At 60.8% G+C, this 24,721-nt stretch carries 20 protein-coding genes; 9 read left to right on the forward strand and 11 right to left on the reverse strand.

Translation table 11 applies throughout. The features are described 5' to 3' along the window. Position 1 precedes the first annotated feature (1 nt). Both ACM5SV_RS31890 and ACM5SV_RS31895 read right to left on the reverse strand, forming a co-directional pair. Positions 2-1,303 (reverse strand): carbohydrate ABC transporter permease, encoded by a 1,302-nt coding sequence (locus tag ACM5SV_RS31890; RefSeq protein WP_012760031.1) that lies wholly within the window; start codon positions 1,301-1,303, stop codon positions 2-4. A gap of 64 nt (positions 1,304-1,367) precedes the next feature. Further along, positions 1,368-2,714: an extracellular solute-binding protein gene (locus tag ACM5SV_RS31895; RefSeq protein WP_003552053.1), complete on the reverse strand. Its 1,347-nt coding sequence runs from the start codon at positions 2,712-2,714 to the stop codon at positions 1,368-1,370. A gap of 247 nt (positions 2,715-2,961) precedes the next feature. Between ACM5SV_RS31895 and ACM5SV_RS31900 the strand changes: the two genes are divergently transcribed. Next, positions 2,962-3,420, forward strand: coding sequence for a YbaK/EbsC family protein (locus tag ACM5SV_RS31900; RefSeq protein WP_017997214.1), 459 nt, complete (start codon positions 2,962-2,964; stop codon positions 3,418-3,420). A gap of 84 nt (positions 3,421-3,504) precedes the next feature. Then, entirely contained in the window at positions 3,505-4,494 is a 990-nt protein-coding gene (locus ACM5SV_RS31905) for a TIM44-like domain-containing protein (RefSeq protein WP_222017803.1), read from the forward strand. Positions 4,495-4,622: 128 nt separating this feature from the next. Here ACM5SV_RS31905 and ACM5SV_RS31910 read toward each other — a convergent pair whose 3' ends face one another. Continuing rightward, the gene (locus ACM5SV_RS31910; RefSeq protein WP_222017800.1) at positions 4,623-5,654 is read right to left on the reverse strand and encodes a hydroxyacid dehydrogenase; all 1,032 of its coding nucleotides are present in this window, start codon (positions 5,652-5,654) and stop codon (positions 4,623-4,625) included. A gap of 278 nt (positions 5,655-5,932) precedes the next feature. On the opposite strand from ACM5SV_RS31910, the gene ACM5SV_RS31915 reads away from it, so the two are divergent. Beyond that, positions 5,933-6,532: a HupE/UreJ family protein gene (locus tag ACM5SV_RS31915; protein WP_222017798.1), complete on the forward strand. Its 600-nt coding sequence runs from the start codon at positions 5,933-5,935 to the stop codon at positions 6,530-6,532. A 165-nt stretch (positions 6,533-6,697) separates the two neighbouring features. Here ACM5SV_RS31915 and ACM5SV_RS31920 read toward each other — a convergent pair whose 3' ends face one another. The 3 genes from ACM5SV_RS31920 to ACM5SV_RS31930 form a co-directional block, all read right to left on the reverse strand. Beyond that, positions 6,698-7,684 carry a HupE/UreJ family protein gene (locus ACM5SV_RS31920; RefSeq protein WP_222017796.1) on the reverse strand — a complete coding sequence of 329 codons (987 nt, stop codon included), beginning with the start codon at positions 7,682-7,684 and terminating at the stop codon, positions 6,698-6,700. Then, positions 7,681-8,565, reverse strand: a complete 885-nt coding sequence (locus tag ACM5SV_RS31925) for a peptidyl-prolyl cis-trans isomerase (RefSeq protein ID WP_128449559.1) — start codon at positions 8,563-8,565, stop codon at positions 7,681-7,683. The genes ACM5SV_RS31920 and ACM5SV_RS31925 overlap by 4 nt, the downstream gene beginning before the upstream one ends. Positions 8,566-8,791: 226 nt before the next feature. Then, a complete protein-coding gene (locus ACM5SV_RS31930) occupies positions 8,792-10,753 on the reverse strand; it encodes a DUF3604 domain-containing protein (protein WP_222017795.1) in 1,962 nt (653 codons plus the stop codon). A 644-nt stretch (positions 10,754-11,397) separates the two neighbouring features. On the opposite strand from ACM5SV_RS31930, the gene ACM5SV_RS31935 reads away from it, so the two are divergent. The 6 genes from ACM5SV_RS31935 to cydX all read left to right on the forward strand — a co-directional run bounded on the left by ACM5SV_RS31935 (position 11,398) and on the right by cydX (position 18,456). After that, on the forward strand, positions 11,398-11,976 hold the full coding sequence (locus tag ACM5SV_RS31935; RefSeq protein ID WP_026157699.1) for a GbsR/MarR family transcriptional regulator: 579 nt from the start codon (positions 11,398-11,400) through the stop codon (positions 11,974-11,976). A gap of 4 nt (positions 11,977-11,980) precedes the next feature. Then, a complete protein-coding gene (gene cydD / locus ACM5SV_RS31940) occupies positions 11,981-13,726 on the forward strand; it encodes a thiol reductant ABC exporter subunit CydD (protein ID WP_222017792.1) in 1,746 nt (581 codons plus the stop codon). Continuing rightward, positions 13,723-15,414 carry an amino acid ABC transporter ATP-binding/permease protein gene (locus ACM5SV_RS31945; protein WP_222017790.1) on the forward strand — a complete coding sequence of 564 codons (1,692 nt, stop codon included), beginning with the start codon at positions 13,723-13,725 and terminating at the stop codon, positions 15,412-15,414. Before cydD ends, ACM5SV_RS31945 begins: the two co-directional genes overlap by 4 nt. 77 nt (positions 15,415-15,491) lie before the next feature. Next, positions 15,492-17,072 (forward strand): cytochrome ubiquinol oxidase subunit I, encoded by a 1,581-nt coding sequence (locus ACM5SV_RS31950; RefSeq protein WP_222017788.1) that lies wholly within the window; start codon positions 15,492-15,494, stop codon positions 17,070-17,072. Between the two features lie 6 nt (positions 17,073-17,078). Further along, the gene (gene cydB, locus ACM5SV_RS31955; protein ID WP_222017787.1) at positions 17,079-18,233 is read left to right on the forward strand and encodes a cytochrome d ubiquinol oxidase subunit II; all 1,155 of its coding nucleotides are present in this window, start codon (positions 17,079-17,081) and stop codon (positions 18,231-18,233) included. A 100-nt stretch (positions 18,234-18,333) separates the two neighbouring features. Then, entirely contained in the window at positions 18,334-18,456 is a 123-nt protein-coding gene (gene cydX / locus ACM5SV_RS31960) for a cytochrome bd-I oxidase subunit CydX (RefSeq protein WP_222017785.1), read from the forward strand. 43 nt (positions 18,457-18,499) lie between these two features. Here cydX and ACM5SV_RS31965 read toward each other — a convergent pair whose 3' ends face one another. The 5 genes from ACM5SV_RS31965 to ACM5SV_RS31985 form a co-directional block, all read right to left on the reverse strand. After that, positions 18,500-20,503: an aldo/keto reductase gene (locus ACM5SV_RS31965; RefSeq protein WP_221975080.1), complete on the reverse strand. Its 2,004-nt coding sequence runs from the start codon at positions 20,501-20,503 to the stop codon at positions 18,500-18,502. Positions 20,504-20,542: 39 nt separating this feature from the next. Further along, positions 20,543-21,625: an ABC transporter ATP-binding protein gene (locus ACM5SV_RS31970; protein WP_012760016.1), complete on the reverse strand. Its 1,083-nt coding sequence runs from the start codon at positions 21,623-21,625 to the stop codon at positions 20,543-20,545. A 24-nt stretch (positions 21,626-21,649) separates the two neighbouring features. Next, positions 21,650-22,486, reverse strand: coding sequence for a carbohydrate ABC transporter permease (locus ACM5SV_RS31975; protein ID WP_012760015.1), 837 nt, complete (start codon positions 22,484-22,486; stop codon positions 21,650-21,652). Beyond that, positions 22,483-23,343, reverse strand: a complete 861-nt coding sequence (locus ACM5SV_RS31980; protein WP_222017783.1) for a carbohydrate ABC transporter permease — start codon at positions 23,341-23,343, stop codon at positions 22,483-22,485. Before ACM5SV_RS31980 ends, ACM5SV_RS31975 begins: the two co-directional genes overlap by 4 nt. Positions 23,344-23,425: 82 nt before the next feature. Next, entirely contained in the window at positions 23,426-24,700 is a 1,275-nt protein-coding gene (locus tag ACM5SV_RS31985; protein WP_017997227.1) for an extracellular solute-binding protein, read from the reverse strand. Between the last annotated feature and the right edge of the window lie 21 nt (positions 24,701-24,721).

Consider the following 24,721-nt stretch of genomic DNA (forward strand, 5'->3'; position numbering starts at 1 on the left):
GTCAATCCTCGATCAAGGGCTTGGCGACAAGCGTGCCGTAGTTGAAGACGCGCAGATAGAGGAGCGACAGCGTCACGCCGATGACGACGAGCACCAAGGCCATGGCGGCACCCAACCCGTATTCGAGGTTGCCGGCATAGTTCCTCAGCGCAGTGTGATAGGCCGAGAGCGCCCAGACCTCGGTCGCATTGCCCGGTCCGCCATTGGTGGCGAGCAGGATTTCATTGAAGGAGGCAAGCAGCGACAAGGTCTGGTAGCAGGTAACAAAGAGGATTGGCCAGCGCATCTGTGGCAGAATGATGTAGCGAATCTGCTGCCAGCGCGAGGCGCCGTCGACCTCGCTCGCATAGAACTGGCTCTTCGGAATGGCCTTCATCGCCGAGGAGAACACCAGCATGCCCATCGAGGCGCCGATGAAGCCGTTGATCAACACGACGAAGAACCAGGCGTTGTAAGCGTTGTCGAGAAGGTAGTTCTTTGGCGGATAGCCGAACTTGCCCATCAGGATCGAAATGAAGCCGGTATCCCAGGCAAGCCACTTCCATAGCATGACATAGATGACGACAGGGGTAATGCGCGGCAGGAGCCAGATGCCGCGGAAGATCGAGGCCGGCGTCGGCGGCATGTAATGCGTCCAAATGGCAAGTAGCAGCGCATAACCGACATTGAACAGCATCAGCACCAGCGCGACGTAGAGCACGGTATTCAAGAGTACACGCGCCATATCGGGTGAGGTGGTCATGCGCGAGAAATTGTCGGTCGTCCAAACCCAGCCGGTATAAGTGGCCTTGGCGACCGTTTCCTTCTGCTCCGGTGTCAGTTTGAAACCCAGACTATCCAGCGCCGAAAAGAGCTGCTCCTTGCTGTCGAAGCGGGTGTTGAGGACGGAGCGGTTGAACTGTTCGGAAATCTGCTTGACGTCGCGCGTCGAAGGCCGGTCGGCGAGATCCTTGAGCATGCGCTCGACGTCGCGGCGTGCCGTGAACACCTCACCTGCATGTTTGGCGCGCAATTCCCCAGCAATCCCCGGCGCAAGCCCGAGTCCTTCGACGGCCTTGAGGCCCGCCTCGTCGATCGTGTAGCGCGGTTCGGCCATCTCGGCGGCAATGTCCGGTATTGCCGATTTTAGCGCAATCATGGAGTTGGGTGCGATCTGATAGACGCCGCCGGAAATACCGGTCGCCGTCGTCATGCTGGTCATCGAAAAGACCGCTGTCAGAACGACCGGCATCAGGAAGAAAAGAACGATCATGATCGCCGCAGGCGCGATCATCACCAGTCCGAGCGTTCTGGACGATTTCATGGAAGCCCCTCATCGCGGACCGACCGGGCAGCGGGTTACCGCCGCCCGGAAGAGTGCTTCGACCTTAGCGGATGACGATCTTGTCGCCGAGCGTGCTCTTCAGCTCGCTCTCTGCATCACCGACCGCGGCGTCTACGGTCTTGGCGCCGGTCCAGGATGCTTCGAGGTTCTTCCACATGATGTTCCAATATTTGCCGAAATCGGAATTGTTCGGCATCGCATTGGCATGTGGCAGCAGGCGCTCGGTGGCTTCGCGGGTCCAGCGGTCGGCCGAATAGAATTCGACGGTGGATTCCGACTTGGAGATGCCGAGATGGGCCGATTTGACTGCATGCAGCGCGTTGATGCGTGGCTCGGAGGCGATCTTAACCAACTGGGCGGCGATCTCAGTGTCTTCCTGGTCGTGACCTGCGGTCAGCAGGTAGACGAGCGGATGGGTCAGCGTGTTGGCCTTGCCGCCTTCGCCGGCGGGGATCAGCGTGAAGATCACGTTGCCGAAGAAGTCCTTCAGGCCTTCCTGGTTGACAAGGCGAGCATAGTGCCAGGTGCCGCCGTCCCAGATGCCGGCCTTGCCGGTGGCGACTTCCTTCCACCACTGGTCGCCCGGCATGCCGATGTGGTTCTTCTTGGTAACACCGCTCTTCACGGCATCGGCGAAGAACTGATAGGTGCGGGTCATCGCGGCCTTGTCGAAAACGAGCTTGCCGCCTTCTTCCATCGTGCCGCCGAAGCTGGTGTAAAACTGCCAGTAATCAGGGCCGTTGCTGGTGCGCGGATAGAAACCATAGCCGGGCTGGACGAGGCCCTTATCCTGCATCTTCTTGGCGTCTTCGAGCAGGTTCTTCATGGTGTACTTGCCGTCCTGCACGCTCTGCGGCAGCGCATCCAGATCGGCGTCGCTGTAGCCGATCGCCTTCATGTAAGGCTTCCAGAAGAACATCGGACGGGATTCGGCGTCCTGCGGGATACCGTAGACGGTGCCGTTATAGGACGCGATCTGCAACAGGTTTTCATAGATGTCGCTGAGCGGCCAAGAGTCGAGATCGACATAATCCTCGATCGGTACGATCAGCCCGGCCTGCGACCAGGGTGCTATGTCTTCATGGCCGCTTACGACGATATTCGGAGCGGTCTTGGCTTCGGCGGCAAGGGTCAGCGCCTGCTTGAAGTCCTCCCAGGCCGAATAAGGCTTCTTCTCGACGGTGATCTTCAGGTCTTCGCCCTTAAGAGCGGCTTCACGCTGCAGCTGCTGGGCTGCGATCTCGATGGCGTCGAGGCGATAGACGTCGTTCGGGCCGGTGCCGCCGGCCCAGACGCTGATGTGAACGTCCTTAGCGAGTGCAATTGCAGAGGTCGACGCCAGGATGGCGGCTGCGACGGCAAGGGATTTCAGTGTCGGCAAAATAGTCATCTTCTTCGTCTCCCTAGAAGAGCAGTGTGAGGCCTCTTGACGGGTCAGCACTGCTGATGATGACCGTTCCGAAACCCCACGAAAACGTGGCGTATCCCGCTCTAGGGGTTGAACGTAACGGCCGAATGACAAAATTGAGCACGTGTGCAAAATTATTATGACGATGTCCGCGCGACTTGCAAGCGGCGGTTTTCGGCAGGCGTCTTTTACGCTTCAAATTGCGTATTTCCTGGGCTAGCATCACGTCATGAGCCTTGAATCTGTCCGCGCCTTCCTCAGCGCCCACGCACCCGATATCGAAATCATCGAAACCGCCGAGAGCTCCTCGACGGTTGCGCTTGCCGCCGAAGCCCATGGCGTCGAGCCGGCCCAGATCGCCAAGACGATTTGCCTGCGCGTCGGCGAGCAGATGATGCTGGTCGTAGCCGGCGGCACGGCGCGGCTCGACAATCGCAAGTTCAAGGACACGTTTGGAGCCAAGGGGCGCATGCTCGATGCCGAAGAGGTTGTGGCAGTCACCAGCCATCCGGTCGGCGGCGTCTGCCCCTTCGGCCTGCCCTCGCCGCTGCCCATCTATTGCGATATCTCGCTGAAACGCTTCGATGAAGTCGTGCCGGCCGCCGGCTCGACCAACTCGGCCGTACGCATCGAAACCGGACGGCTGGCTGAGCTGACTGGCGCCAACTGGGTCGATGTCTGCCAGTAACGCATCCGGGGAGCTTCACACTCGGGAAAGAGTACCTATATTAGCTCTCGATATGCCGTGATTGTGCATGACAGGAGATCAGGAATGCCGAGTGCCGTTTCGCGTTTTGCCAAGATCGCGGCCATTGCCGCACTGACGAGCGCTACCGTTTTTGCTTCCCTTGACGATGCAGAAGCGCGCCGCGCCGGCAGCGGCGGTTTCGGTAGCCGCGGCACGCGCACCTTCCAGGCTCCGCCGGTCACCAGCACCGCACCTGGGGCCACAGCACCGATCGAACGGTCGATGACGCCGCGTTCGCAGACCACGGCACCTGCCACCGCGCAGCAGCCTCTTGGCGCCCAGCGCCGTGGCTTGTTCGGCGGTTTCGGCCGTTCGATGATCGGCGGCCTGATTGCCGGCGGCCTTCTCGGCATGCTGCTCGGTCACGGTTTCGGCGGCGGCTTCGGCTTGCTCGGCATGCTGTTGCAGATCGCGCTGATCGGCGGCGCCGTCATGCTCGCCATGCGTTATTTCGCCAACCGCCGCCAGCCTTCCTACGGCGTCGGAGGCCAGAGCCGGTCCTATAACATGTCGCCCACGAATAAGTCGTCGTTCCAGATCCCGACGATCGGTTCGGGGGGCGGTTTCGGCGGGCAGTCGCGCGGCAATCGGCCGAGCGACGAGATCGGGCTGGCGCAAGCCGATCTCGATCAGTTCGAGGAACTGCTGACCCAAGTGCAGACCGCTTACGGCGCCGAGGATTACGGTACCTTGCGCCGGCTGACGACGCCCGAGGCGATGTCCTATCTCGCTGAGGAACTCGGCGAAAATGCCACCAACGGCGTGCGCAACCGCGTCTCCGATGTCAAGCTGCTGCAGGGCGCCGAGGCCTGGCGCGAGGACGGCCAGGAATATGCGACGCTCGCCATGCGTTATTCCTCGATCGACGCCATGGTCGAGCGCGACAGCGGCCGCGTCGTTTCCGGCGACGATCGCCGTCCAAGCGAGAGCACCGAGGTTTGGACTTTCGTGCGCAAGTCCGGCGCTGACTGGAAGCTTGCGGCGATCCAGGGTGCCGAGCAGCGCGCCGCCTAAAGCGACGCGCCAAATCGGTATTTTGCTCTAAAGCGCGTGGCGATCTTTCAGATTCGCCTCGCGCTTTAGATCTTTGCTTTTGCGTAGGCGGTATCGCAAAACCGCTCCACACTTTTGCGCGACATGCTCTAATTCACCGCGACCGGTTTTGAACGCATGCGGGAGACCGTCTCGCGTTCCGCCCGCTTGCAGCGCATCGGCGGCAGGCCGCGATCCATCAGGTCCATGTCTTCGAGCACCATGTCGCCCATCTTCTTGAAGGCACTGTCGAGGGCGCCGGCCCTATGCGCCGAGCGGATGAAACCCTTTAGGCTCCGCACCGGATGATCGGGTGGCAACGGTTCCTCAGGGTAGACGTCGCTCGCCGCGACGATATGGCCTGAAGAGACAGCTGCCATCAACGCATCGAAATCGATGACATCAGCGCGGCTGAGCAGGATGAAGGCCGCGCCCTTGCGCATGCTGGCGAAGGCCTCAGCGCTGAGAAATCCCCTGTTCTCGCTGGTCACGGCAGCGGCGACGAAGACAAAATCGCTCTTTGTCAGGACGTCATCGAGGCTTGCAGGCTCGACGCCGTTTTCCTCGAGGATCGATTGTGGCAGCCAGGGATCGAACACCCGGATCTTGGCTCTGAAGCCGGACAGGACCCGGCGCAGCGCTTTGCCGAGATCGCCGAAGCCGACGATGCCGATCTCGGAGCCGGCGATCAGCCGCGCGCTTGCATTTCCCTCGCCGCCCCAGAGTTCCGTGCCCTGGCGGAAAGCGACATCCGCATCGACGATGCCGCGCGCTAAGGCCAGCGCGAAACCGAGGCCGATTTCGGCGACCGGCTCGGCAAAGACCTGCCCTGTCGTCACGACATGGACGCCGCGTTGGAAGAGCACCTCATAGGGCATGTTGTTGAGCAGATTGCTTTCGACGTTGAGGATCGAGCGCAAGGCCGGCATTCTGGCCAGCGTTTCGGCCGAAAGTGGCGGCTGGCCGATGATGTAGCGTGCCCTGCCGAGGATGTCGTCGCCGAGCCCGGCGATGTTCTCGGGGTCGGCCTCGACGATCTCATATTTCTCCTGCAGTTCGGCGCGCGCCTTGTCGCTGAAGATCAGATCGAGCGTGCGCGGCTCGGGCGCGCTGATCGCCAGCGGCCGTTCGGTATTCGTCATGGGCGTCTCCTCCATCGCGGCAGTCTGCGCCGTCTCTGCCGGACGATTGATAGCCTCTGTGCGGAGTTGTTTCCAGTTCGATCTTGAGGCGCGGCGCGCCGGGAGAAGCTATCGAAAGTGGCATTTGCCTATCAGATAAGCAGTTGAATTGGCTTGGTATTTCTTGGCATTTTTATTTGACGGTATAAATTCTTTGAATTAGCCTATTCCCCGCGACTTTAGAACCATGCCCGGTGTTCGGCGGCCGCAGGATCTTCAAAACTCAAGGGAATCGAACAATGAAATCAGCATTAAAGACCGGTTTGTTCGCCCTTGCCGCCGCAGCACTTCCGGCCGTTGCCTATGCTCATACCGGTGTCGGTCAGACCTCTGGCTTCATGCACGGCTTCAGCCATCCTATTTCCGGTCTCGACCATATCCTTGCCATGGTGATGGTCGGTGTTTTCGCATTCCAGCTCGGCGGCCGTGCGGTCTGGCTCGTGCCGGCGACCTTCGTCCTTGTCATGGCTGTCGGCGGCGGGCTCGGTATAGCAGGCGTGAACCTTCCCTTCGTTGAAGTTGGCATTGCGCTTTCCGTCATCGTCCTCGGCGCAATCGTGGCGCTCAACGTCAAGGCTCCGACTGCGGTAGCGATGGGTATCGTCGGTCTCTTCGCGATCTTCCACGGGCATGCCCACGGCGCGGAAATGCCGGAAAATGCCGGTGGTGCCGCCTATGCCGCCGGCTTCATGTTCGCGACCGCGCTTCTCCATGCCGCCGGCCTCGGTCTCGGCTTACTGATCGCCAGCATCGGTGAGCGTCAGGGTCCCTTCGTCGTGCGGACGGCCGGCGGCCTCGCCGCTGTTGCCGGTGTCGGCATCCTGACGGGCGTGATCTGAGCCGCCGGCAAGACAGATGGTGCCCAGGCGCTTGGTCAAAAGCGCCATTACAGCTGCCGCGTGTCTTTTCAGATGCGAAAAGGACGCTGTAACATTTTGAATCGACGCATCGGCCTGAAAACCGATTCTGATTTTCAGGCCGATGCGCTAGTGGCGATTTGTCGGCTAAAAACCAGCCACACGCTGCACGAACCAGAAGGCCGAGACGGTGCCGATCAGGTAGGCAAGCCAGAAGTGCATGCGCGAAAAATCAAATAAACGTACAAGCCTAAAGCTGCCCACGGCGAGCAGTGCAATCGCGACGAAAGCCAGTTGACCGGCTTCCACCCCCAGATTGAACGTGAACAGGGCCAAAGGCACATCTTTCTGTGGAAGGCCGATTTCCCGTAGCGCGCCGGCAAAGCCGAAGCCATGCAAGAGGCCAAACACGAAACTGATAATCCAGGGATAACGGCTGGAAAGATCGCGCCTGCCGCGACCGCTTCGGATGATCTCGGCAGCGACGAACATGATGCTCAATGCGATCAGCGCCTCGACGGGCGGCTGTGGGAGTCGGGCGACGTCCAGCGAGGCGATTGCAAGCGTGATCGAATGCGCCACGGTAAATGAGGTGATGGTAAGCAGCAGCATTCGCGGGTTGCGGATCAGCAGCAACAGAGCAAAGACAAACAGCAGGTGATCGACGCCTTCCAGGATATGCTGGGCGCCGAGGAAGAAATAGGTCTTTGCCGTGCCCCAGGGCGTCAGGCTTTTAGCGATCGTCAAGTTCGGATCGGAAGGGGCGATGCGGCTTGTTTGGGTCGTGCCGTCCAGGTTGGTTAGCTTTGCCAGCGCATCGGTAAATGTCGATGATAGTCCGCCGATGAATACAGTTTTGCCACTGAGCCCGCCTGGGCATTTTACTTGCCATCGGCTGACATAGGCAGTGTCGATATAGCCTCCGACCGGGTCGGTCATCTGCTGGCAAGCGTCCGGCAAGTGAACAGACAATGCCATTTTGTATTCACCGCGCGCCGGCACCTTCCAGGTGATCGCATAGCTTTCCGGCGCGATCTCGTTGATTTCGAGAAAGGCCGGGCGAAGTTCATGGGCGTTGGCAGTACAAGTGGCCCAAAGTAAACACCCAAAAAACAGACCGAGGATGCGGCTCATGGCAGACTCGACGTCTTGATCGGCGATGTGTCGATGTCTCGCGGCCAGTTGATCTCGATGTCGTATTGCTTCTTCATCGCCGCATAGCGTGCGTCAGCGATGTCTTTGCGTCGGGCACTTTCCCAATCTGCAAGCACTGCGGTCCCAGCGTCGGAAAGTGCGGGCGGATGGCTCATGAGCCGTTCTGAAACGAAGACAAGATGAACGCCGTATGCCGACCGGATCGGCCCGTACCATCGGTTTTCAGGCGCGGACGCCAGTTCGGACACGAAGTCTTGACCGAAGCTGGTCGCGATCAGTTCGGCGTCGCTGAGCACCGTCCTCTCCGGCAGGAGCGAGGAGTCGCCGAGAGAGGTCATATCAATCGACGCGGCGTCGGATTTGAGTTTCGAAAGCACCGCGGTTGCGCTCAGATCGCCTTTGTCACCCGTGCGTTCGCTCCTGAAAAATATCTGCCGGAAGGCGAGCTTTTCAGGCAGCCGGTAGTCTTGCGCATGCGCCGTGAAATAGGCTTCGAGTTCCCCCGGTTTTGGCGCCAGCTCCTCGACGCTTGGCTCGAGCAGAAATTCCATCTTCTGCTGCATGCGCCGCCGGAAGACGGTATCGTCCTGGGCGAGACCCATCTTCTGACCCTCGCGGTAGAAGATTTCCTCCTTGATGTAACCCTCGACGAGTCCCTTCAATTCGTCCTCCGTCGGTGGACGTTGCCAGGTGCGGGAATAGGTGTCGAACATGCGTGCGAGTTGGCCCTCGTCGACAACGATGGCCAGATCCTCTCCAACAGTCATAGGCTGACGTGTCAGCGTATAGAGGCTGAAGACGACGACGCCAAGAATCAGGAAGTGGAACAGGGGTTCAACCAGGACTTTACGGATGAGCATGAGGCAGGCCCTCCGGCCATTGATTGCTAATGCATGTCGCGCAAAAATGTGCAGCGGTTTTGCGCTCACGACATGCGTAAAAACCAAGACCTAAAGCGCGATGAGCGAATCTGAAAGATCGCGACGCGCTTTAGACCTGGTACGAAAACGCGGGTGACTCCCAGATTGACGAGGTGGCAATCGAACGCCGCCACCTCTTTCAAGCCATCCTACCACGTTCACGTCGTCATGACGGGTTGTACCAGATCGGTGACGTAAGGGCGCGCTCCTGCAGCGTCATTGCGGTGCCGGGCAGAGGCTTTACGCCGAAGCGGTATGCGTCGTAGGCAGTCCATCGGGGTGTGGGGATTTCGATCACCCGGCCGTAATAGAACGCCCGCTGCGTCGGATCGAATTCCGGGTCCTTCCAAACAGCCATAAGTTCGGGATCACCAATCGTATTTGTCCACGTGGCGGTCGATAAATCCACCGTATTGCCGACAGGAGGCAATTTCCCATCTGCAGCAGGTTTCCGGTCATCGGACCAGACGACGTCGTATACCTTTTCTTGCGCATTGCCGTCCTTGTCCAACCATCCCTTGACGATCTGGTAGCGATCTAGGTTTGCTCCGATCGGGTCCTTGAGGGCGGCAACCAGGAATGTCGGCACCTTGCCGGTCGGTGCCGCGGTGAGATCACCGCCCATCGGCACGCCCTTTGTATAGCCGATCTCTGCCGGCATACGGTTCTGCGCGTCCTTTGCCTCGAAATCCCATCCTCCGAAGAAGCGAACCACCATCCGCGGGCCAGTCGTCGCATAGGTTTCCTTGCGCTGCATAGCATCCCACACAGCGGCCCGGGTGTTTTCTGTGGCCCACACGGCCGCGTAGCCCGCCGCAGACACCTCCCAGTCCATGATCTTGACACCAGTCTGTTTGTTGTCGACGAAAGTCGCCGTCATGCGATGTGGACTAGGCTCTTGCGGCGTCGTCTTGCCGAAAAAGTTGTCTTCCTCCATTGCGGCGAGCCCGGTATGGGCGTCGCTGCTGCTGATCAGCCCGAACTTGTAGGGATTGGTGCCGAGCTGCTGTTCGAGCTTCATCCCGTTCTTGTAAGCAGAACGCGCGTACTCGAATTCGAGCATCTCGTTCGTCTTGGCCACACTACCGTCCAGATTGCCCTTGTCCCAGATTTCGAAGTCCGCGAACTCGTCGTTCGGCGACAGGAAGGGGTGTGCCTCACCTGATCCCTTGGTTTGCGCCACTTCGTAGAGACGTTCCCACTTGGCGCGGGTCTGGAGATAATCCACGTCGATCTTCTTGCCGAACTGCTCGACGATGGGAAACATCAGGCCATTGCTGAGATTGCCGTTATGCGCGATTGCCAGCACCCGACCTCCCGTCTTCTGCTCGTAGCCCGCCATCCATTTCCAAAGATCGGCAGGATTGTCGCTGCCAAATGGCGGATACACAGTGAACGGCTCGACCTGGCTTGCCTTGTCAGCATTGTCCCGGAAAATAACATTGCGATGCAGGTTGTTGCCGTTGGTATTCGAGGTCCATTCATAACCGATGAAGGCCGTGAAGCGGTTCGGCTCGTTGAATTCTTCTGCGGCAGCGACCGTGTCCTGCCAGGCGCTTCGATAGGAGTCGGTTCCCGGAAAATACATGAGGTCTTTCGGGAACTTGCCGTGGGAGAACGCGACAATAATTTCGATCGCGGCGTCCGCGCCCTTGCCCGATTGCAACATGTCGTACCATTTGCGCCCCGTCGGATCGGCGAGCAAGTTTGGTTTGCCGGCAAACAGATCGGGGAAGAATCCCATGTTGTCGGAGTGGTCCGCGACCACCAGGAAGTCCAGAGGACGCGAAAGCTTCGCAGGCTGTCCCGAGGAAGCTGTGATCTGTTCGCCCCTGGCAAACCGATATGCGTCCCGGGGACCTATCCTCGCGCCGAAGGCTCCGGCATCCATCGAAAATGAGGTGTGAAGGTGCGTGTCCCCAAAGAAGGGGCGCGTTGGAAAATTTCTGTCGGCGTAAGGCGAATAAGGCCGCTGTTTCGGGAAAAGCTGCGCGGCTTTTTCTTTGTCGAGATCCCCGATATCAGTGTGTTCGGCCTCCTGCGACCAGACTGGGTGACACAAGCCGACTGCCAAGACGCCGGCTACAACTGCAGCTGCCCCGGTTACGGATTTAAGATTAGCGGTCATTGCGAATACCCTCCATTGAAATCAACAGCTGCGTATTCTGTTGCACCTGCGGCCCGATGGCTGAGGGTGTATTGCCGAGCCCTGAGCGAAGCTATTCGAAACAGAAATGTATATGTAAGTCTGTTTGCGTGGCCATCCCGGCGGGATTGATCCCCGAGGTTAGCTGAACACTACTTTAGCAATATGTAAAGTACATCACGGAAACATTGTGGAAACAATCTCAAGGCGGTGCGCCTCGATAACCACTTCGGGCTTACGGCTTCAATTGAAATCAGGAAGTAAAGCCACCAAGACATTACGATCCAACCAGAACGCTCGGCATGCACCGCGCATTGCCGAGCGTTTCTGCGCCATCGCTGCAAGTGCTGTAGACTTGATCCAAGTCAAATCGGCCTGCGCCGCACCCGGCTATATCTACTGCATGTTGCCCAAAAATGTGCAGCGGTTTTGGGATAACAACATGCATTAAAACAAAGACTAAATCGCGTCGCATGAATCCGATTGAACGCGACGCGCTTTAGCCCACCATCAACGAACGGACATCCAAATTGACGCAGGCCTGCCTTGCCGATTGCCGGCGAGACGCGAAAGTCAGTATAGTGATTTCAGAAATTTCTGAAATCACAGACGCAACGGAAACGACCATGAACCTTCCGCCTCTCGTCCAGTCCTTCGTTCTCCACTTCGGCGAAATGGGGTCCCGCTGGGGAATCAACCGCACGGTCGGCCAGATCTATGCCCTGCTCTTCGTCTCGCCCGCGCCGGTCTGCGCCGAAGAGATCGCCGAGTCGCTCGGCATCTCGCGCTCCAATGTTTCGATGAGCCTGCGCGAACTGCAGGCCTGGAACCTTGTCATCCTGAAACACAAGCCGGACGACCGTCGCGATTTCTTCACCACGCCTGATGATGTCTGGCAGATATTGAGGACGCTTGCCGAGGAGCGAAAGAAGCGCGAAGTCGATCCGACGCTGTCGGTTCTGCGAGAGATCCTGATGCAGCGGCCGGCCAGCGACGCCGAGCGGCATGCGCAGCAACGGATGAGCGAGATGCACACGCTGATCGAGCAACTGACGCATTGGTATGAAGACGTAAAACAACTTGAAACAGAAAGGCTCGCAACGCTACTCTCGCTGGGCGCGAAAGTGACCAAGCTTCTGGAGGCCAAGGACCGGGTCGTTTCGCTCGGCCGCAGCCGCCGGCCAAATCCTGCGAACAAGAGTTAGCGCCATGGGCACTGCTTTCTTCGACGCGAAGGACGGACGGGGCGCCGAGCCGGTGCCGGACGGCGATACAGTCTCGCCTGTCACCCGCCCCGATAATGTCAAAGGCGGGCTGCGCAGGGCGGCAATGCTGCAGGCGCTGGCCGCCGCCGTCTGGATCCCGCAGGCGGCATTGCTTGCCGTCTCGGTCGGCCGCATCGCCGATGGCGGCGGATTGCATGACGTTCTCTGGCCAGCCCTCGGCATCCTCTCCCTCGGATTTGCAAGAAGCTGTCTCGACGCGGCCGGCGGTCGCCTAGCTTTTCAAGCCGCCCGCGCCGAACTCAGCCGCAGGCGCCAGATCGCCGTCGCGGCACTTTCCGTGTCGTCGCCGGTCGATCGCGGCCGGCCTGCCTCGGGCAAAGCCGCAAGTGTCATTGGCGAGCAGGCCGAACTGATCGTGCCTTATCTCGCCCGTTTCCAGCCGGCACGGATGAAGGCGAGCCTCGTGCCGCTTGTCATCCTTGCCTTCATCCTTCCGGTCTCCTGGATCGCTGTGCTGGTTCTGCTGTTCGCCGCGCCGCTGATCCCGATCTTCATGTCGCTGATTGGCTGGCGCGCCCAGGCGGCCAGCGAAAGGCAACTCGTCGCGACCGGCAGCCTCAACGGCTTCCTGCTCGATCGGCTACGCGGACTGGCGACCATCCGTGCGCTCGACGCAGTCGATGCAACCGCGCTACGGCTGCGTCGGGAGGCGGAGTCGCTGCGTACGCGCACCATGGCGGTGCTGAAGATCGCCTTTCTCTCCTCGGCGGTGCTCGAGCTTTTCGCCGCACTCGGCGTGGCGATGATTGCCGTCTATGTCGGTTTCAGCCTGCTCGGCGAAATTCGCTTCGGCACTTGGGTGGGCCGGCTCGACCTGACCGAGGGACTGTTCATCCTGCTGCTCGCGCCGGCCTTCTTCGAGCCCCTGCGCGAACTCTCCGCTGTTTGGCACGATCGGGCGGCCGGCGAGGCGGCGCTGAAGGCCCTGGACGCCCTCGCTGCCGGCCGCCTGTCCATTCGAGGTGCAGCCGACGTCGCGCCGGCGGTATCTGCCGTCGCCGAGGCGCCGGCCATTCGTCTTGAGAATGTCGATTTTCGCTACGACGCCGGCGAACCGTTGATCCTTGACGGTTTCAACCTCGATATCACCGCTGGCGAACATCTGGCGCTTCTCGGCGCCAGCGGTTCCGGCAAGTCGACGCTTCTTTCGCTGATTTCAGGACTAGTGCCCTGCACCGGCGGATGCATCATCATCGGCGGCGTCGAACTTGTGGATGACAGCGCCCATGCCTTGCGGGCCAGCATGGCATGGATCGGCCAGCGACCGCATATTTTTGCCGGCACCATCGCCGGCAATGTCGCACTCGGCAGGCCTGGTATCCTGCGCGACGACGTGACGGATGCGCTCGACGCCGCCAGGCTCGGAAAAGTCGCCGCCGCCTATGGCAACCGGCCGCTCGGCGAAGGCGGGATCGGGCTTTCCGGCGGCGAGGCGCTGCGGCTTGCGATTGCGCGGGCGGCCTGCAATCCGCATCTCCGGATTATCCTGGCCGACGAGCCGACCGGACATCTCGACGCTACTACCGCCGCCGAGGTGACCGAGAGCCTGCTTTTGCTCGCCAGGGGCCGCACCCTTATTGTTGCGACTCACGATCCGTTGCTTGCCGCCCGCATGCATCGCGCCATGCGCGTCGATGCCGACATCGTTATAAGGGAGGCCGCCGAATGAGCGGATCTGCTGCAGACCTCAAGCCGATTCTGCATCTGTTCCTTGCCGAGCGCCGGCGTGCGCTGCTGCTCGGCGCAGCACTTTCGGCGGCGACGGTGACGGCTGGCATCGCCCTGCTCGGACTGTCCGGCTGGTTCATCACCGCCACCTCGCTCGCCGGCCTTTCAGCCGCTGCCGTCATCACCTTCGACGTCTTTGCGCCCTCAGCCGGCATCCGCCTGCTTGCCATTGTCCGTACGGCCGCGCGCTACGGCGAAAGGCTTGCGACCCACGATGCAACGCTCGGTGTGCTCGCCGCCCTGCGCGAAAGGCTGTTTCGTGGCTTTGCCGAGCCGGGTGCGGCTCGCACCCTGTTGCATCGTCCCGCACGGCTGCTTTTCCGGCTGACGGCCGATATCGATGCGCTCGATTCCCTCTACCTGCGCATTCTCGTGCCGGCTGCGGTCGCGATCGCTGCAGCCCTGGCGGCAAGCGTGGTGCTGGGGCTGATGCATCCCCTGTTCGGTCTTTGCTTCGGCCTTTTTCTCGCCGGTGCCGGCCTGGGCCTGCCGCTGATCGCTGGCCGGGCGGCGCGCAAACATGCCCGCAGACGCACCCATGGCATCGAGGCGCTACGGTCGCGAACGATCGATCTCATTGCCGGCCAGACCGATCTGCTGATGGCCGGCCGGGTTGCCGCGCAAAGGGAGGCGATTGCCGCAGCCGATCGTTACGCCGGCCGCGCCGACGACCGGTTGAACCGCGTCGAGACCCGCCTGACATTCGGCTTCGGCCTTGTCTCCACCGTGCTGCTGACAGCAGCGCTGCTTGCCGTCGCGGTCCTTGCGGAAACGAAGGTGATTACCGCTCCTGTCGCGGCACTCGGCCTGCTCGTCGCGTTTGCGGCAGTCGAACCCTTTGCGGCGCTGCGCCGTGGCGCACTGGAGCTCGGCAGGACGCTGCTTGCGGCACGGCGCATCGCGCCGCGGCTTGCCGTCGCGGCGGCACCCGAACCATTGCCGGCGCCGTTGCCGGGATGCGCTTTTTCGCTGGTGAAGGTGTCAGCCTTCCATGAAAACTCCGCCGTGCCGGCGCTCGAGGATATCGAACTTGCGCTTCAACGGGGCGAACGCCTCGCCGTCATCGGCAGCAGCGGTGCCGGTAAGTCGAGCCTGCTTGCTCTCCTTTCCGGTGAATTGCCGGCAAGGACGGGAGATGTTGCCGCGATGACGGCGACGCTGCTCACGCAACGGACGGAACTTTTTGAGGACAGCCTGCGCGGCAACCTGCTCCTTGCGAACACGGATGCGAGCGAGGCCCGGCTTCGTGAAGCGCTTGCCACCGCCGGCCTGCTTGCCGATATCGAGGCCATGCCGCAGGGGATCGATACCCGGCTCGGCGAAGGCGGGCTCGGTCTTTCTGGTGGCCAGTCGCGCCGGCTGGCGCTTGCCCGGCTTTTCCTGCGCGACACGCCGTTCTGGCTGCTCGACGAGCCGACCGAGGGCCTCGATGGAGTCACCGCCCGCGACGTGCTCAGCCGTCTGTCGGCCATGGCGACGGACCGCTCGCTGGTGATCGCCACGCATATCCGCCGGGAGGCATCAATCGCCGACCGCATCGCCGTCATTGAAGGCGGCCGCATCATAGAAGTTTCGGGCCGTGGAGAGGCGGCGTTCGAAAAGGCGCTCGACCGGCTTCGGCCGGACTAGAGCTAGACTGCATACCCTCACGCGCCGGCCGGTGCTGAGGAACGCCTTGTACCCCGTGGGACCGTGGGAGAAAAACAATGGAACTAGATATCGTCGCGTTATCGCGCTTCCAATTCGCGCTGACGGCGCTTTACCACTTCCTGTTCGTGCCCTTGACGCTCGGCCTGTCCGTGCTGCTGGCGATCATGGAAACCGTCTATGTCATGACCGGCCGCCAGATCTGGCGGCAGATGACCAAATTCTGGGGCGGGCTGTTCGGCATCAATTTCGTGCTCGGCGTCGCCACCGGCATCGTCATGGAATTCCAGTTCGGCATGAACTGGAGCTATTACAGCTATTATGTCGGCGACATCTTCGGCGCGCCGCTGGCGATCGAGGGCTTGATGGCCTTCTTCCTCGAGGCGACCTTCGTCGGCCTGTTCTTCTTCGGCTGGGACAAGCTGTCAAAGGTCGGCCATCTGGTCGCCACCTGGGCGGTGGCGCTGGGCTCGAACTTTTCTGCCCTCTGGATCCTGATTGCCAATGGCTGGATGCAGAACCCCGTCGGATCGGCGCTCAATCCGCAGACGATGCGCATGGAGATCACAAGCTTCTTCGACGTGGTCTTCAACCCCGTTGCCCAGGCGAAATTCGTCCACACCGTGTCGGCGGGCTATGTCTGCGCCTCGATCTTCGTGCTCGGTGTTTCTGCCTGGTATATCCTCAAGGGTCGACATATCGAGCTTGCCAAGCGTTCGATGACGGTCGCCGCCTCCTTCGGTCTCGCTTCGGCTCTATCAGTCGTCGTGCTTGGCGACGAGAGCGGCTATCTCGCCACCGAGAACCAGAAGATGAAGCTCGCCGCGATCGAGGGTATGTGGAAGACGGAACCGGCGCCGGCAGCCTTCACCGCCTTCGGCTTCCCCGACCAGGAGGCGCGCGAGACGCATTTTGCCGTGCACATTCCCTGGGTCATGGGCCTGATCGGCACGCGCTCGCTGACCACCGAAATCCCCGGCATCGACAAGCTCGAACAGCAGGCCGAAACCCGGATCCGCGACGGCATCAAGGCTTACGACGCGCTGATGCAGATCCGTTCGGCACCGGCACAGGGTCAGGTTGCGCAGGAAGTGCGTACTTCCTTCGAGGATCTCGGCCATGATCTGGGCTACGCTCTTCTGCTGAAGCGCTACGTCGACGATCCGCGCCAGGCGACCGACGAGCAGATCGTTCAGGCCGCGCGTGATACGATCCCGCACGTGCCGACGCTCTTCTGGTCTTTCCGCATCATGGTGGGCCTCGGCATCTTCTTCATCCTGCTGACCGCCACCTTCTTCTGGCTGTCGGCGCGCCGCCATCTCGACAAATATCCGCTGCTTCTCAGGATTGCCGTGCTGGCGATCCCCCTGCCTTGGGTCGCCATCGAGCTCGGCTGGGTCGTCGCCGAGTTCGGCCGCCAGCCCTGGGTGATCGAAGGCGTGCTGCCGACGGCAGCAGCCGTCTCCAGCCTCGGCGCCGGCACCGTGCTTCTGACCATCATCGGTTTTGGCGCACTTTATACCGTGTTGATCGTCATCGAGATGGGCCTGATGATCAAGGCAATCAAGCAAGGACCGGAGCCGGACGACGAGCCGGAAGCGGTTCTGATTTCCGAAACCCTCGTCCCGGCCGCGGAGTGACCTGCCATGATCCTTCACGAACTCATTGACTATGAAACCCTGCGTCTCATCTGGTGGCTGCTACTCGGCATCCTGCTGATCGCCTTTGCGACGACAGGCGGTTTCGATCTCGGCGTCGGCACGCTTCTGCCTTTCGTCGCCCGGACCGATACGGAACGGCGCGTGGCGATCAACACCATCGGCGCCACCTGGGAGGGCAATCAGGTCTGGCTGATCCTCGGCGGCGGCGCCATCTTTGCTGCCTGGCCACCGCTTTATGCGGTGTCCTTCTCGGGCTTCTATCTGGCGATGTTCGCGATCCTCTTCGCGCTCATCCTACGCCCGGTCGGCTTCAAATACCGGTCGAAGCGGGAAAGCGCCAGTTGGCGGAGCGGCTGGGACTGGGCGCTCTTTATCGGCGGTTTCGTGCCGTCGCTGATCTTCGGCGTAGCCGTCGGCAACGTGCTGCAGGGCGTGCCCTTCCGTTTTGCCGACGATATGCGGATCTTCTATGAGGGCTCGTTCTTCGCCCTGCTCAACCCCTATGCTCTGCTCTGCGGCCTGCTTTCCCTAGCCATGCTGACGATGCATGGTGCGGCATGGCTGGTGTTGAAATCGAGTGGCCCGGTCGCAGTGCGTGCCAGAAGCTATGGCAGCATCGCCGCCCTTGCCGTCATCGTGCTTTTCGCACTCGGCGGCCTCTTCCTGTGGATCGGCGTCGGTGGCTATCGCATCACCAGCGATATCAGCCCGATCGGCCCCTCCAATCCGCTGCTGAAGACCGTGGCGCTGGAGAAAGGCGCGTGGCTTACCAATTACGCCGCTCATTCCTGGATGATCATCGCGCCCGTCCTCGGCTTCGTCGGCGCGGCACTGGCCTTCATTGCTATGCGGGCAAGGCGCGAGGTCATGACGCTGCTCTTCAGCAAGGTGGCGATCTTTGGCATCATCTCGACGGTCGGCCTGTCGATGTTCCCGTTCATCCTGCCCTCCTCGCTCGATCCGCGATCAAGCCTGACGGTCTGGGATGCATCCTCCAGCCATATGACACTGTTCATCATGCTGGTCGTGACGGCGATCTTCCTGCCGATCATCTTCGCCTACACGGCCTGGGTCTACAAGGTTCTGTGGGGCAAGGTCGATGAGAAGTCCATCACTGATAAAAATAGCCACGCTTACTAGAGCGATTCAGGAGAACCGCTCTAACCTTTTGTTTTTACGCAATTCCGGACGGAAAAGCGCTTCGCACTTTTCCTGGAATTGCTCTGAGGGAGACCAAACGATGTGGTATTTTGCATGGATGCTCGGCCTGCCGCTGGCCGCAGCCTTCGCCGTCCTCAACGCCATGTGGTACGAGTTGATGGACGACGCGGCCAGGAAGAAAGCTTCCGAGCTGCACAAGTAGAAAAGCAAAGGGCGCGGTTCAAACCGCGCCCTTTGCTGTTGCTTCAGCCTTCCAGCCACTTCACCTGATCGGGCGTCAGCTTGATGTCGAGCGCCGAGAGGCTGTCTTCCAGTTCGGCGACGGTGCGCGGCCCGATCAGCGGAATGACCGGAAAAGGCTGGGCGATCACATAGGCAAGTGCGATGTGGATCGGATTGCGGCCGAGTTTGTTTGCCAGTTCGATAGCACGGTCGCGACGTCCGAAATTGCGCTCGGAATACCAGACCCGGACAATCTCCTCATCATCTCGCTTGTCGCGGCCGGCGCGGTCGGTAAAGAAGCCGCGGCCCTGGCTCGACCAGGCAAAGTTCGGGATCTGCTTCTCGTTCAGCCATTTCTTCCAGTCGTCGTCGGAAGCAGCAACGCAGCCGGCCCAGATCGGATCGAGCATTTCGGCAAGCGAGAAGTTGTTGGAAAGCGCTGCCGGCGCCGTCTTGCCGGTCTTTTCGGCATAAGCGATCGCTTCGTCGAAGCGCGCCCTTGTCCAGTTCGAGCCACCGAATATGCCACGGATGCGTCCACGCTTGACCTCGGCATCCATGGCATCGACGAACTCGCCGACGGGCACGTCGGTATTGTCGCGATGCATGAAATAGATGTCGACATAGTCGGTCTTCAGCCGGGCAAGCGACTGGTCGAGCTGCTTTGCGATCATATCAGGATAGCAGAGCGGCGAATGGGCGCCCTTGCCGATCAGCACGATCTCCTCGCGAGCCACCTTGCGGCTCGTGTGCCAGTCACCGAAGATCGCCTCTGTCTTGCCACCGCCATAGACATAGGCCGTGTCGAAGGCATTGCCGCCGGCTTCGTAAAAGGCGTCGAGCGTCAGCGAGGCAGAGGCGAAGTTCGGGAAGAATTCGAAGCCGAGTGTAACGACCGAGGCCGGCTTGGAAATGCCAGGAATCTGACGCTGCGGAACGGTATTGCCGCGCGCGATCGCGCCGCCGGCAATGTTTGCCGTGCGTTTGCTGGCTTTTTCCACGCCGTATTCGAGGCCGACCGAGGCACGCCACTGGTCGAGCACACGCAGGTTTCCGATCGAATCCGCCCAGCTCATGCCGGGAGAGCTGAATTCAGTCTTGCCGGCGCGGATGGCATCGCCGGCCGCGTCCGCCTCGAAGGAATAGAGCCAGCGATCCTCCCTGAGTTCGACGGTTTCTCGGCTGCTGCCCTTGAAGATCTCGATCTTGCCGACACCACCCTTGTGGCCGGAGGCAAACCAGAAGTCCTGGACCTCGATCCGGCCTTCCGAGCCGATGATGCGCAGCACATTGTCCTGCTGCGCCATGATCGAGCAGGAGACTTCGGCGATGATCTCGTTGGGGAACTTGAGGACGGCCGATGCCCATTCATCGACACCGCTCTCTCCGAGATGGGCGACGCCCGAGACCTTCTCCGGTTCGAGGAAGGCCTTGCCTTCCGCGGCGCCGGCAATCAGTCTGGCCATCGAGACCGGATAACCGCCGACATCGAGAATGCCGCCACCGGCGGTGTCGTTGGCGAAAAGCCGGTGTTCCGGCTTATAGCTGCCCATGTTGAAGCCGAAGCTCGAGCGGATGATGCGAACGGTGCCGACGACGCCGCTTTTGACGAGTTCGACCAGCTTCTCCGTCTGCGGATGCACGCGGTACATGAAGGCTTCCCCGGCGAACACGCCGGCTTTTTTCGCCTCGTAGTAAACCGCTTCGGCATCGTAGGCCGAGAGCGCGATCGGCTTTTCCACCAGGATGTGCTTGCCGGCGCGTGCCGCCTTGATCGCCCATTCGGCATGGCCGGTGTGGGGGACGGCGATATAGATCGCATCGATCTCCTTATCGGAGAGCAACGCCTCGTAACCATCGACGATGCGGGCGCCGGGGAAACCTTCGGCAAGACCCGGCTTTGCAGGATTGCGGGTGGCGATCGCCACCAGTCTGCCGGTGCGCGAATGAGCGACGCCATCGGCAAAGGTGCGGGCGATGGTGCCGGGGCCGATGATGCCCCAGCGGATCGGTTGATCTGAAGTCATGGAAAATCCTCTTTCGTCTTTGTGTCCTGGGATTTTAGTTCAGCGAAGCCGCTTGCCGGCGCCGTCGAAAAGGAATGAGCGGTTGGCGGGAAGGCCGACTGTCAGCGTGTCGCGATTGCCGACGACGCGCGATTCCGGCCGCTCGATGATCAGTTGCTCGGGGCCTATGGTGGCGTAGATGTAACTGGTATTGCCGAGGTGTTCGGCGACGTCGATGGTGACGGTGAGGTCGGCATCGCCCGTGCCCGCATCGACGAAATGTTCGGGACGGATGCCGAGCGTCACTTTTGCGCCGGCTTCGATGGTATCGGCGACCGGCAGCGTCAGGCGGGTATTGGCGTCGCTTTCCAGCGCGATCACCGCCCTGCCCGGCTGCGTCTCAACCACCACGGCCTTAAGGAAATTCATCTTCGGCGAGCCGACGAAGCCGGCGACGAACTGATTGGCGGGATCATCGTATAGGTCGAGCGGCGCGCCGATCTGCTCGATATTGCCGGCGCGCAGCACGACGATCCTGTCGGCGAGCGTCATCGCTTCCGTCTGGTCGTGGGTGACGTAGATCATCGTCGTACCGAGCTTCTTGTGCAGTCTTGATATCTCGACGCGCATCTGTACGCGCAGTTCGGCGTCGAGGTTCGACAAAGGTTCGTCGAACAGGAAGACCTGTGGTTCGCGGACGATGGCGCGGCCGATCGCGACGCGCTGGCGCTGACCGCCGGAAAGCTGCTTCGGCCGACGCTTCATCAACTCGGTGATCTGCAGTATCTCTGCGACATGGCGCACGCGCCGCTCGGTGTCGCCCTTCGGATTGCCATTCATGCGCAGGCCGAAGCTCAAATTTTCCTCGACGGTCAGGTGCGGATAGAGCGCGTAGGACTGGAAGACCATGGCGATGCCGCGATCGGCGGGCTCGACGTCGTTGACGACCCTGCCGCCGATCTGAAGCTCGCCTGACGTAATGTCCTCGAGGCCGGCGATCATCCTGAGCAGCGTGGACTTGCCGCAGCCGGACGGGCCGACGAAGACGACGAATTCGCCGTCCTTCACCTCCAGATTGGCGCCGTGGATGATCTCAAAGCCGCCGAAGCGCTTGACGATGTTGCTGAGTGAAAGCTCTGCCATGCAGCCTCCCGATTATTTGCCCGATTATTTGATTGCGCCGGCCGCGATGCCGGCGATGAAATGGCGTTGAAGAGCCACGAAGATGACGAGGATCGGCGCCGTCAGGAGCACCGCGCCAGCCATGATGCCGCCCCAGGAGACCTTGGTGAGGCCGATCAGCGTTCCGAGCGCCACAGGCGCCGTCATCATTCCCGGTTTGGAATTGATCAGCAGCGGCCAGAGGTAGTTGTTCCAGGAGGCGAGGAAGAGGATGATCGCCAATGCGGCCATGGTCGGGCGCGCCAGCGGCAGGGCGATGCGCAGGAAGATCTGCCATTCCTTGACGCCCTCGACGCGGGCGGCATCGAAAAGCTCGCCCGGCATCATCGAGAAGGACTGCCGCATGAACAGAACGCCGAGCGAATTGAACAACGGTGGCACGATCAGTGCCACCCAGGTGTTTGCCAGCTTGAATTCTCGGGCCACCATGATGAATTGCGGGATGACGACCACCGAAAACGGCAGCGTGATGGTGCCGAGGATGATGGCGATGACGATGGAGCGGCCGACGAAACGGTAACGCGCCAGGGCCCAGCCCGCCATCGAAGTCAGCAGGACCGACAGGACCGTATAGATGAGCGCGACGCCGATGGAGATCACCATCGCACCGATGAAATCGGTATCGGCCTGCAGGTTCTTGAAATTCTCGACGAAATTCGTCGATGGCCAGAGCACGATGTCAGGGCTGAAGATGCCGTTGTCGGGCATGGTCGAGAAGACGAACATCATCCAGAGCGGAAACAGCCAGATTATTGCAAGCGGCGCCAGTGCGGCATGCAACGCGATCTGGCGCAGCAGAAGGGATTGCGATCTGGATTTCATTTCGGATCCCTCCCGACCCAGAGATTGAGAAGCGAGATCGCCACGGCAAGGGCAGCCATCGTATAGGCGATCGCCGAGGCATAGCCGAAGTTCAGCGAGGTGAAGCCCTGGCGATAAAGCAGCAGGCCGAGCGTCTCGGTGCCGCCGCCGGGACCGCCACGATTGGTGATCAGGAAGGGCTCGGTGAACAGCTGCATGGTGCCGATCACCGAAAGAACCACGCAAAAGAGGATGATCGGTTTCAGAAGCGGCAGGGTGATATGAAAGAATTGTTGGATCTTGCTCACCCGGTCGAGTGTCGCTGCCTCGTAAACGTCCTCGGGAATCGACTGCAGACCGGCGAGGATGATGATCGCGTTGTAGCCCGCCCAGCGCCATGTGACGGCAAGGATGATCAGCGCCATGGCGGCATTGGCGTTGTCGAACCAGGAGACCGGGCTGAGACCGACGGCCGAGATCAGCTTGTTGGTGATGCCGAAATCGAGGCTGAACATGAGCCGGAAGACGGCAGCATAGGCGACCTCGCCGACGACGACAGGCGCAAAGAAGGCGAAGCGGAAGAGCGGCCGCGCTTTTAGCAGCGGCGAATTGAGCATTACGGCCATGACCGTCGCAAGCGCAATCATCACAGGCACCTGGATCACCAGGATGATCAGCGTATTGTAGAGAGCGTTGTAGAAAGCCGGGTCATAGAAGAGCCGGCCCCAATTGGCCTGGAAACTGAATTTCCACGGATTGATTCGCGTGTTCTGAAACGAAATCAGGAACGAATTGATGATCGGCCAGACCCAGAAGGTGGCAAAGACCAGCAGATAGGGGGCGAGGAACGCATAGGCGCTCCGGGTTCTGAACGGCATCAAGCCTCCTCCTCACGAACGAATGACCGGCCGCTTTGCAACCGGGGGAAAGCCGGGCGCCTGAAGCGCCCGGCATCGTCATTCATTGCGCGATCGGAAGGCCGGTCGCCGAAGCGATCTGGTTGGCGGCATCGTCGAGAGCCGCCTTCGCATCGGGATAGCCGCCAGCGAAGAACTTCGTCTGCGTCGCCTTGAAGATGGCTTCCGCATCGCTCTGGAAGGCGGTGCCGCGGCTCGGTACGATCTTCGGCAGTGTCGCCAGAATATCCGCCCAGACCTTCTGGCCGCCCCAATAGGGCTGCGGCTCATTGACGAAGGGATCCTTCTCAGCCGAAAGCAGCGACGGGACCAGACCGAATTCCTTCAGCATGGTGATCTGGCCCTCATCCGTGCCGAGGGCGTAGTTGACGAATTTCCAGGCGGCTTCCTTATTCGCGGATGTCGCCGAAATGGCGAGCGACGAACCGCCGAGATTGGCCGCATGCGGGCCATCGGCCGTCAGGCTCGGCATTTTGTAGACGCCCCACTTGCCCTTGAGATCGGGAGAGGTCGAGCGCACGGTGCCCTCATACCAGCCGCCATAAAGCTGGCTTGCGGCCTTGCCGGCGGTATTGGCCTGGATCTTTTCGTCCCAGTTGGCCGACGTCAGCGTCCCGGCATCCTTCATCTCCTTCACCTTTTGCAGTGAGGCGACGCAGGCCGGCTGGTTGATGGTGATATTCTGGCCGTCGGTCGAGTAGTAGCCGCAGCCCTGTTCGTTGGCGAGCATGCGAAACCATTCGCTGTCGCCGTTGAAGTCGGCCTGCGCCATGACGACACCGGGATTGGCGGCGGAAATCTTTTTGCCGGCAGCGATGAAATCGTCCCAGGTGCTGATCGTGCTCGGATCGACGCCGGCCTTTTCGTAGAGATCGCGGCGGTAGAAGACGGCGACAGGACCGGAATCCCACGGCATGGCATAGGCGACATCGCCGACTTCAAGCTCGGTGCGCTTGAAATCAGGGAATTTCGCCTGGATATCGGCTGTGTAGCCGAGCTCCTTCAGATTGGCGAAGCAATCCGGGAAACGGCTCCAGAAGATTTCAGCCTCGAAATTCTCGATGCTGACGATGTCGGGCAAACCGTCGCCGCCGGCGGCGCAGGCAGCGAGCGTCTTATCGAAGACCTGGCTGTTGCCGAGGTCCTCGACGGTGATCTTGATATCGGGAAACTGTTTGTTGAAGCCTGGAAGCGTGGACTTCAACGCCGACGCGGCGACATTCCAGCTCCAGATGGTAAGATTGGCCGACTGCGCGTATGCGGAGCCGGAAGCAAGCACTGCGACAGCTGCGGTCGCAGCGAGAAGTTTGAAGCGCATTGAAAATCCTCCCTTTTCAAT

The sequence above is a fragment of the Rhizobium sp. CRRU65 genome (assembly GCF_048551595.1).
GTDB lineage: Bacteria > Pseudomonadota > Alphaproteobacteria > Rhizobiales > Rhizobiaceae > Rhizobium > Rhizobium leguminosarum_J.

What these genes read in the sequence shown, in the direction of transcription:
- ACM5SV_RS31890 (WP_012760031.1), bottom strand. Translation starts at nt 1,303, where the DNA reads ATGAAATCGTCCAGAACGCTCGGACTGGTGATGATCGCGCCTGCGGCG.
- ACM5SV_RS31895 (WP_003552053.1), bottom strand. Translation starts at nt 2,714, where the DNA reads ATGACTATTTTGCCGACACTGAAATCCCTTGCCGTCGCAGCCGCCATC.
- ACM5SV_RS31900 (WP_017997214.1), top strand. Translation starts at nt 2,962, where the DNA reads ATGAGCCTTGAATCTGTCCGCGCCTTCCTCAGCGCCCACGCACCCGAT.
- ACM5SV_RS31905 (WP_222017803.1), top strand. Translation starts at nt 3,505, where the DNA reads ATGCCGAGTGCCGTTTCGCGTTTTGCCAAGATCGCGGCCATTGCCGCA.
- ACM5SV_RS31910 (WP_222017800.1), bottom strand. Translation starts at nt 5,654, where the DNA reads ATGACGAATACCGAACGGCCGCTGGCGATCAGCGCGCCCGAGCCGCGC.
- ACM5SV_RS31915 (WP_222017798.1), top strand. Translation starts at nt 5,933, where the DNA reads ATGAAATCAGCATTAAAGACCGGTTTGTTCGCCCTTGCCGCCGCAGCA.
- ACM5SV_RS31920 (WP_222017796.1), bottom strand. Translation starts at nt 7,684, where the DNA reads ATGAGCCGCATCCTCGGTCTGTTTTTTGGGTGTTTACTTTGGGCCACT.
- ACM5SV_RS31925 (WP_128449559.1), bottom strand. Translation starts at nt 8,565, where the DNA reads ATGCTCATCCGTAAAGTCCTGGTTGAACCCCTGTTCCACTTCCTGATT.
- ACM5SV_RS31930 (WP_222017795.1), bottom strand. Translation starts at nt 10,753, where the DNA reads ATGACCGCTAATCTTAAATCCGTAACCGGGGCAGCTGCAGTTGTAGCC.
- ACM5SV_RS31935 (WP_026157699.1), top strand. Translation starts at nt 11,398, where the DNA reads ATGAACCTTCCGCCTCTCGTCCAGTCCTTCGTTCTCCACTTCGGCGAA.
- cydD (WP_222017792.1), top strand. Translation starts at nt 11,981, where the DNA reads ATGGGCACTGCTTTCTTCGACGCGAAGGACGGACGGGGCGCCGAGCCG.
- ACM5SV_RS31945 (WP_222017790.1), top strand. Translation starts at nt 13,723, where the DNA reads ATGAGCGGATCTGCTGCAGACCTCAAGCCGATTCTGCATCTGTTCCTT.
- ACM5SV_RS31950 (WP_222017788.1), top strand. Translation starts at nt 15,492, where the DNA reads ATGGAACTAGATATCGTCGCGTTATCGCGCTTCCAATTCGCGCTGACG.
- cydB (WP_222017787.1), top strand. Translation starts at nt 17,079, where the DNA reads ATGATCCTTCACGAACTCATTGACTATGAAACCCTGCGTCTCATCTGG.
- cydX (WP_222017785.1), top strand. Translation starts at nt 18,334, where the DNA reads ATGTGGTATTTTGCATGGATGCTCGGCCTGCCGCTGGCCGCAGCCTTC.
- ACM5SV_RS31965 (WP_221975080.1), bottom strand. Translation starts at nt 20,503, where the DNA reads ATGACTTCAGATCAACCGATCCGCTGGGGCATCATCGGCCCCGGCACC.
- ACM5SV_RS31970 (WP_012760016.1), bottom strand. Translation starts at nt 21,625, where the DNA reads ATGGCAGAGCTTTCACTCAGCAACATCGTCAAGCGCTTCGGCGGCTTT.
- ACM5SV_RS31975 (WP_012760015.1), bottom strand. Translation starts at nt 22,486, where the DNA reads ATGAAATCCAGATCGCAATCCCTTCTGCTGCGCCAGATCGCGTTGCAT.
- ACM5SV_RS31980 (WP_222017783.1), bottom strand. Translation starts at nt 23,343, where the DNA reads ATGCCGTTCAGAACCCGGAGCGCCTATGCGTTCCTCGCCCCCTATCTG.
- ACM5SV_RS31985 (WP_017997227.1), bottom strand. Translation starts at nt 24,700, where the DNA reads ATGCGCTTCAAACTTCTCGCTGCGACCGCAGCTGTCGCAGTGCTTGCT.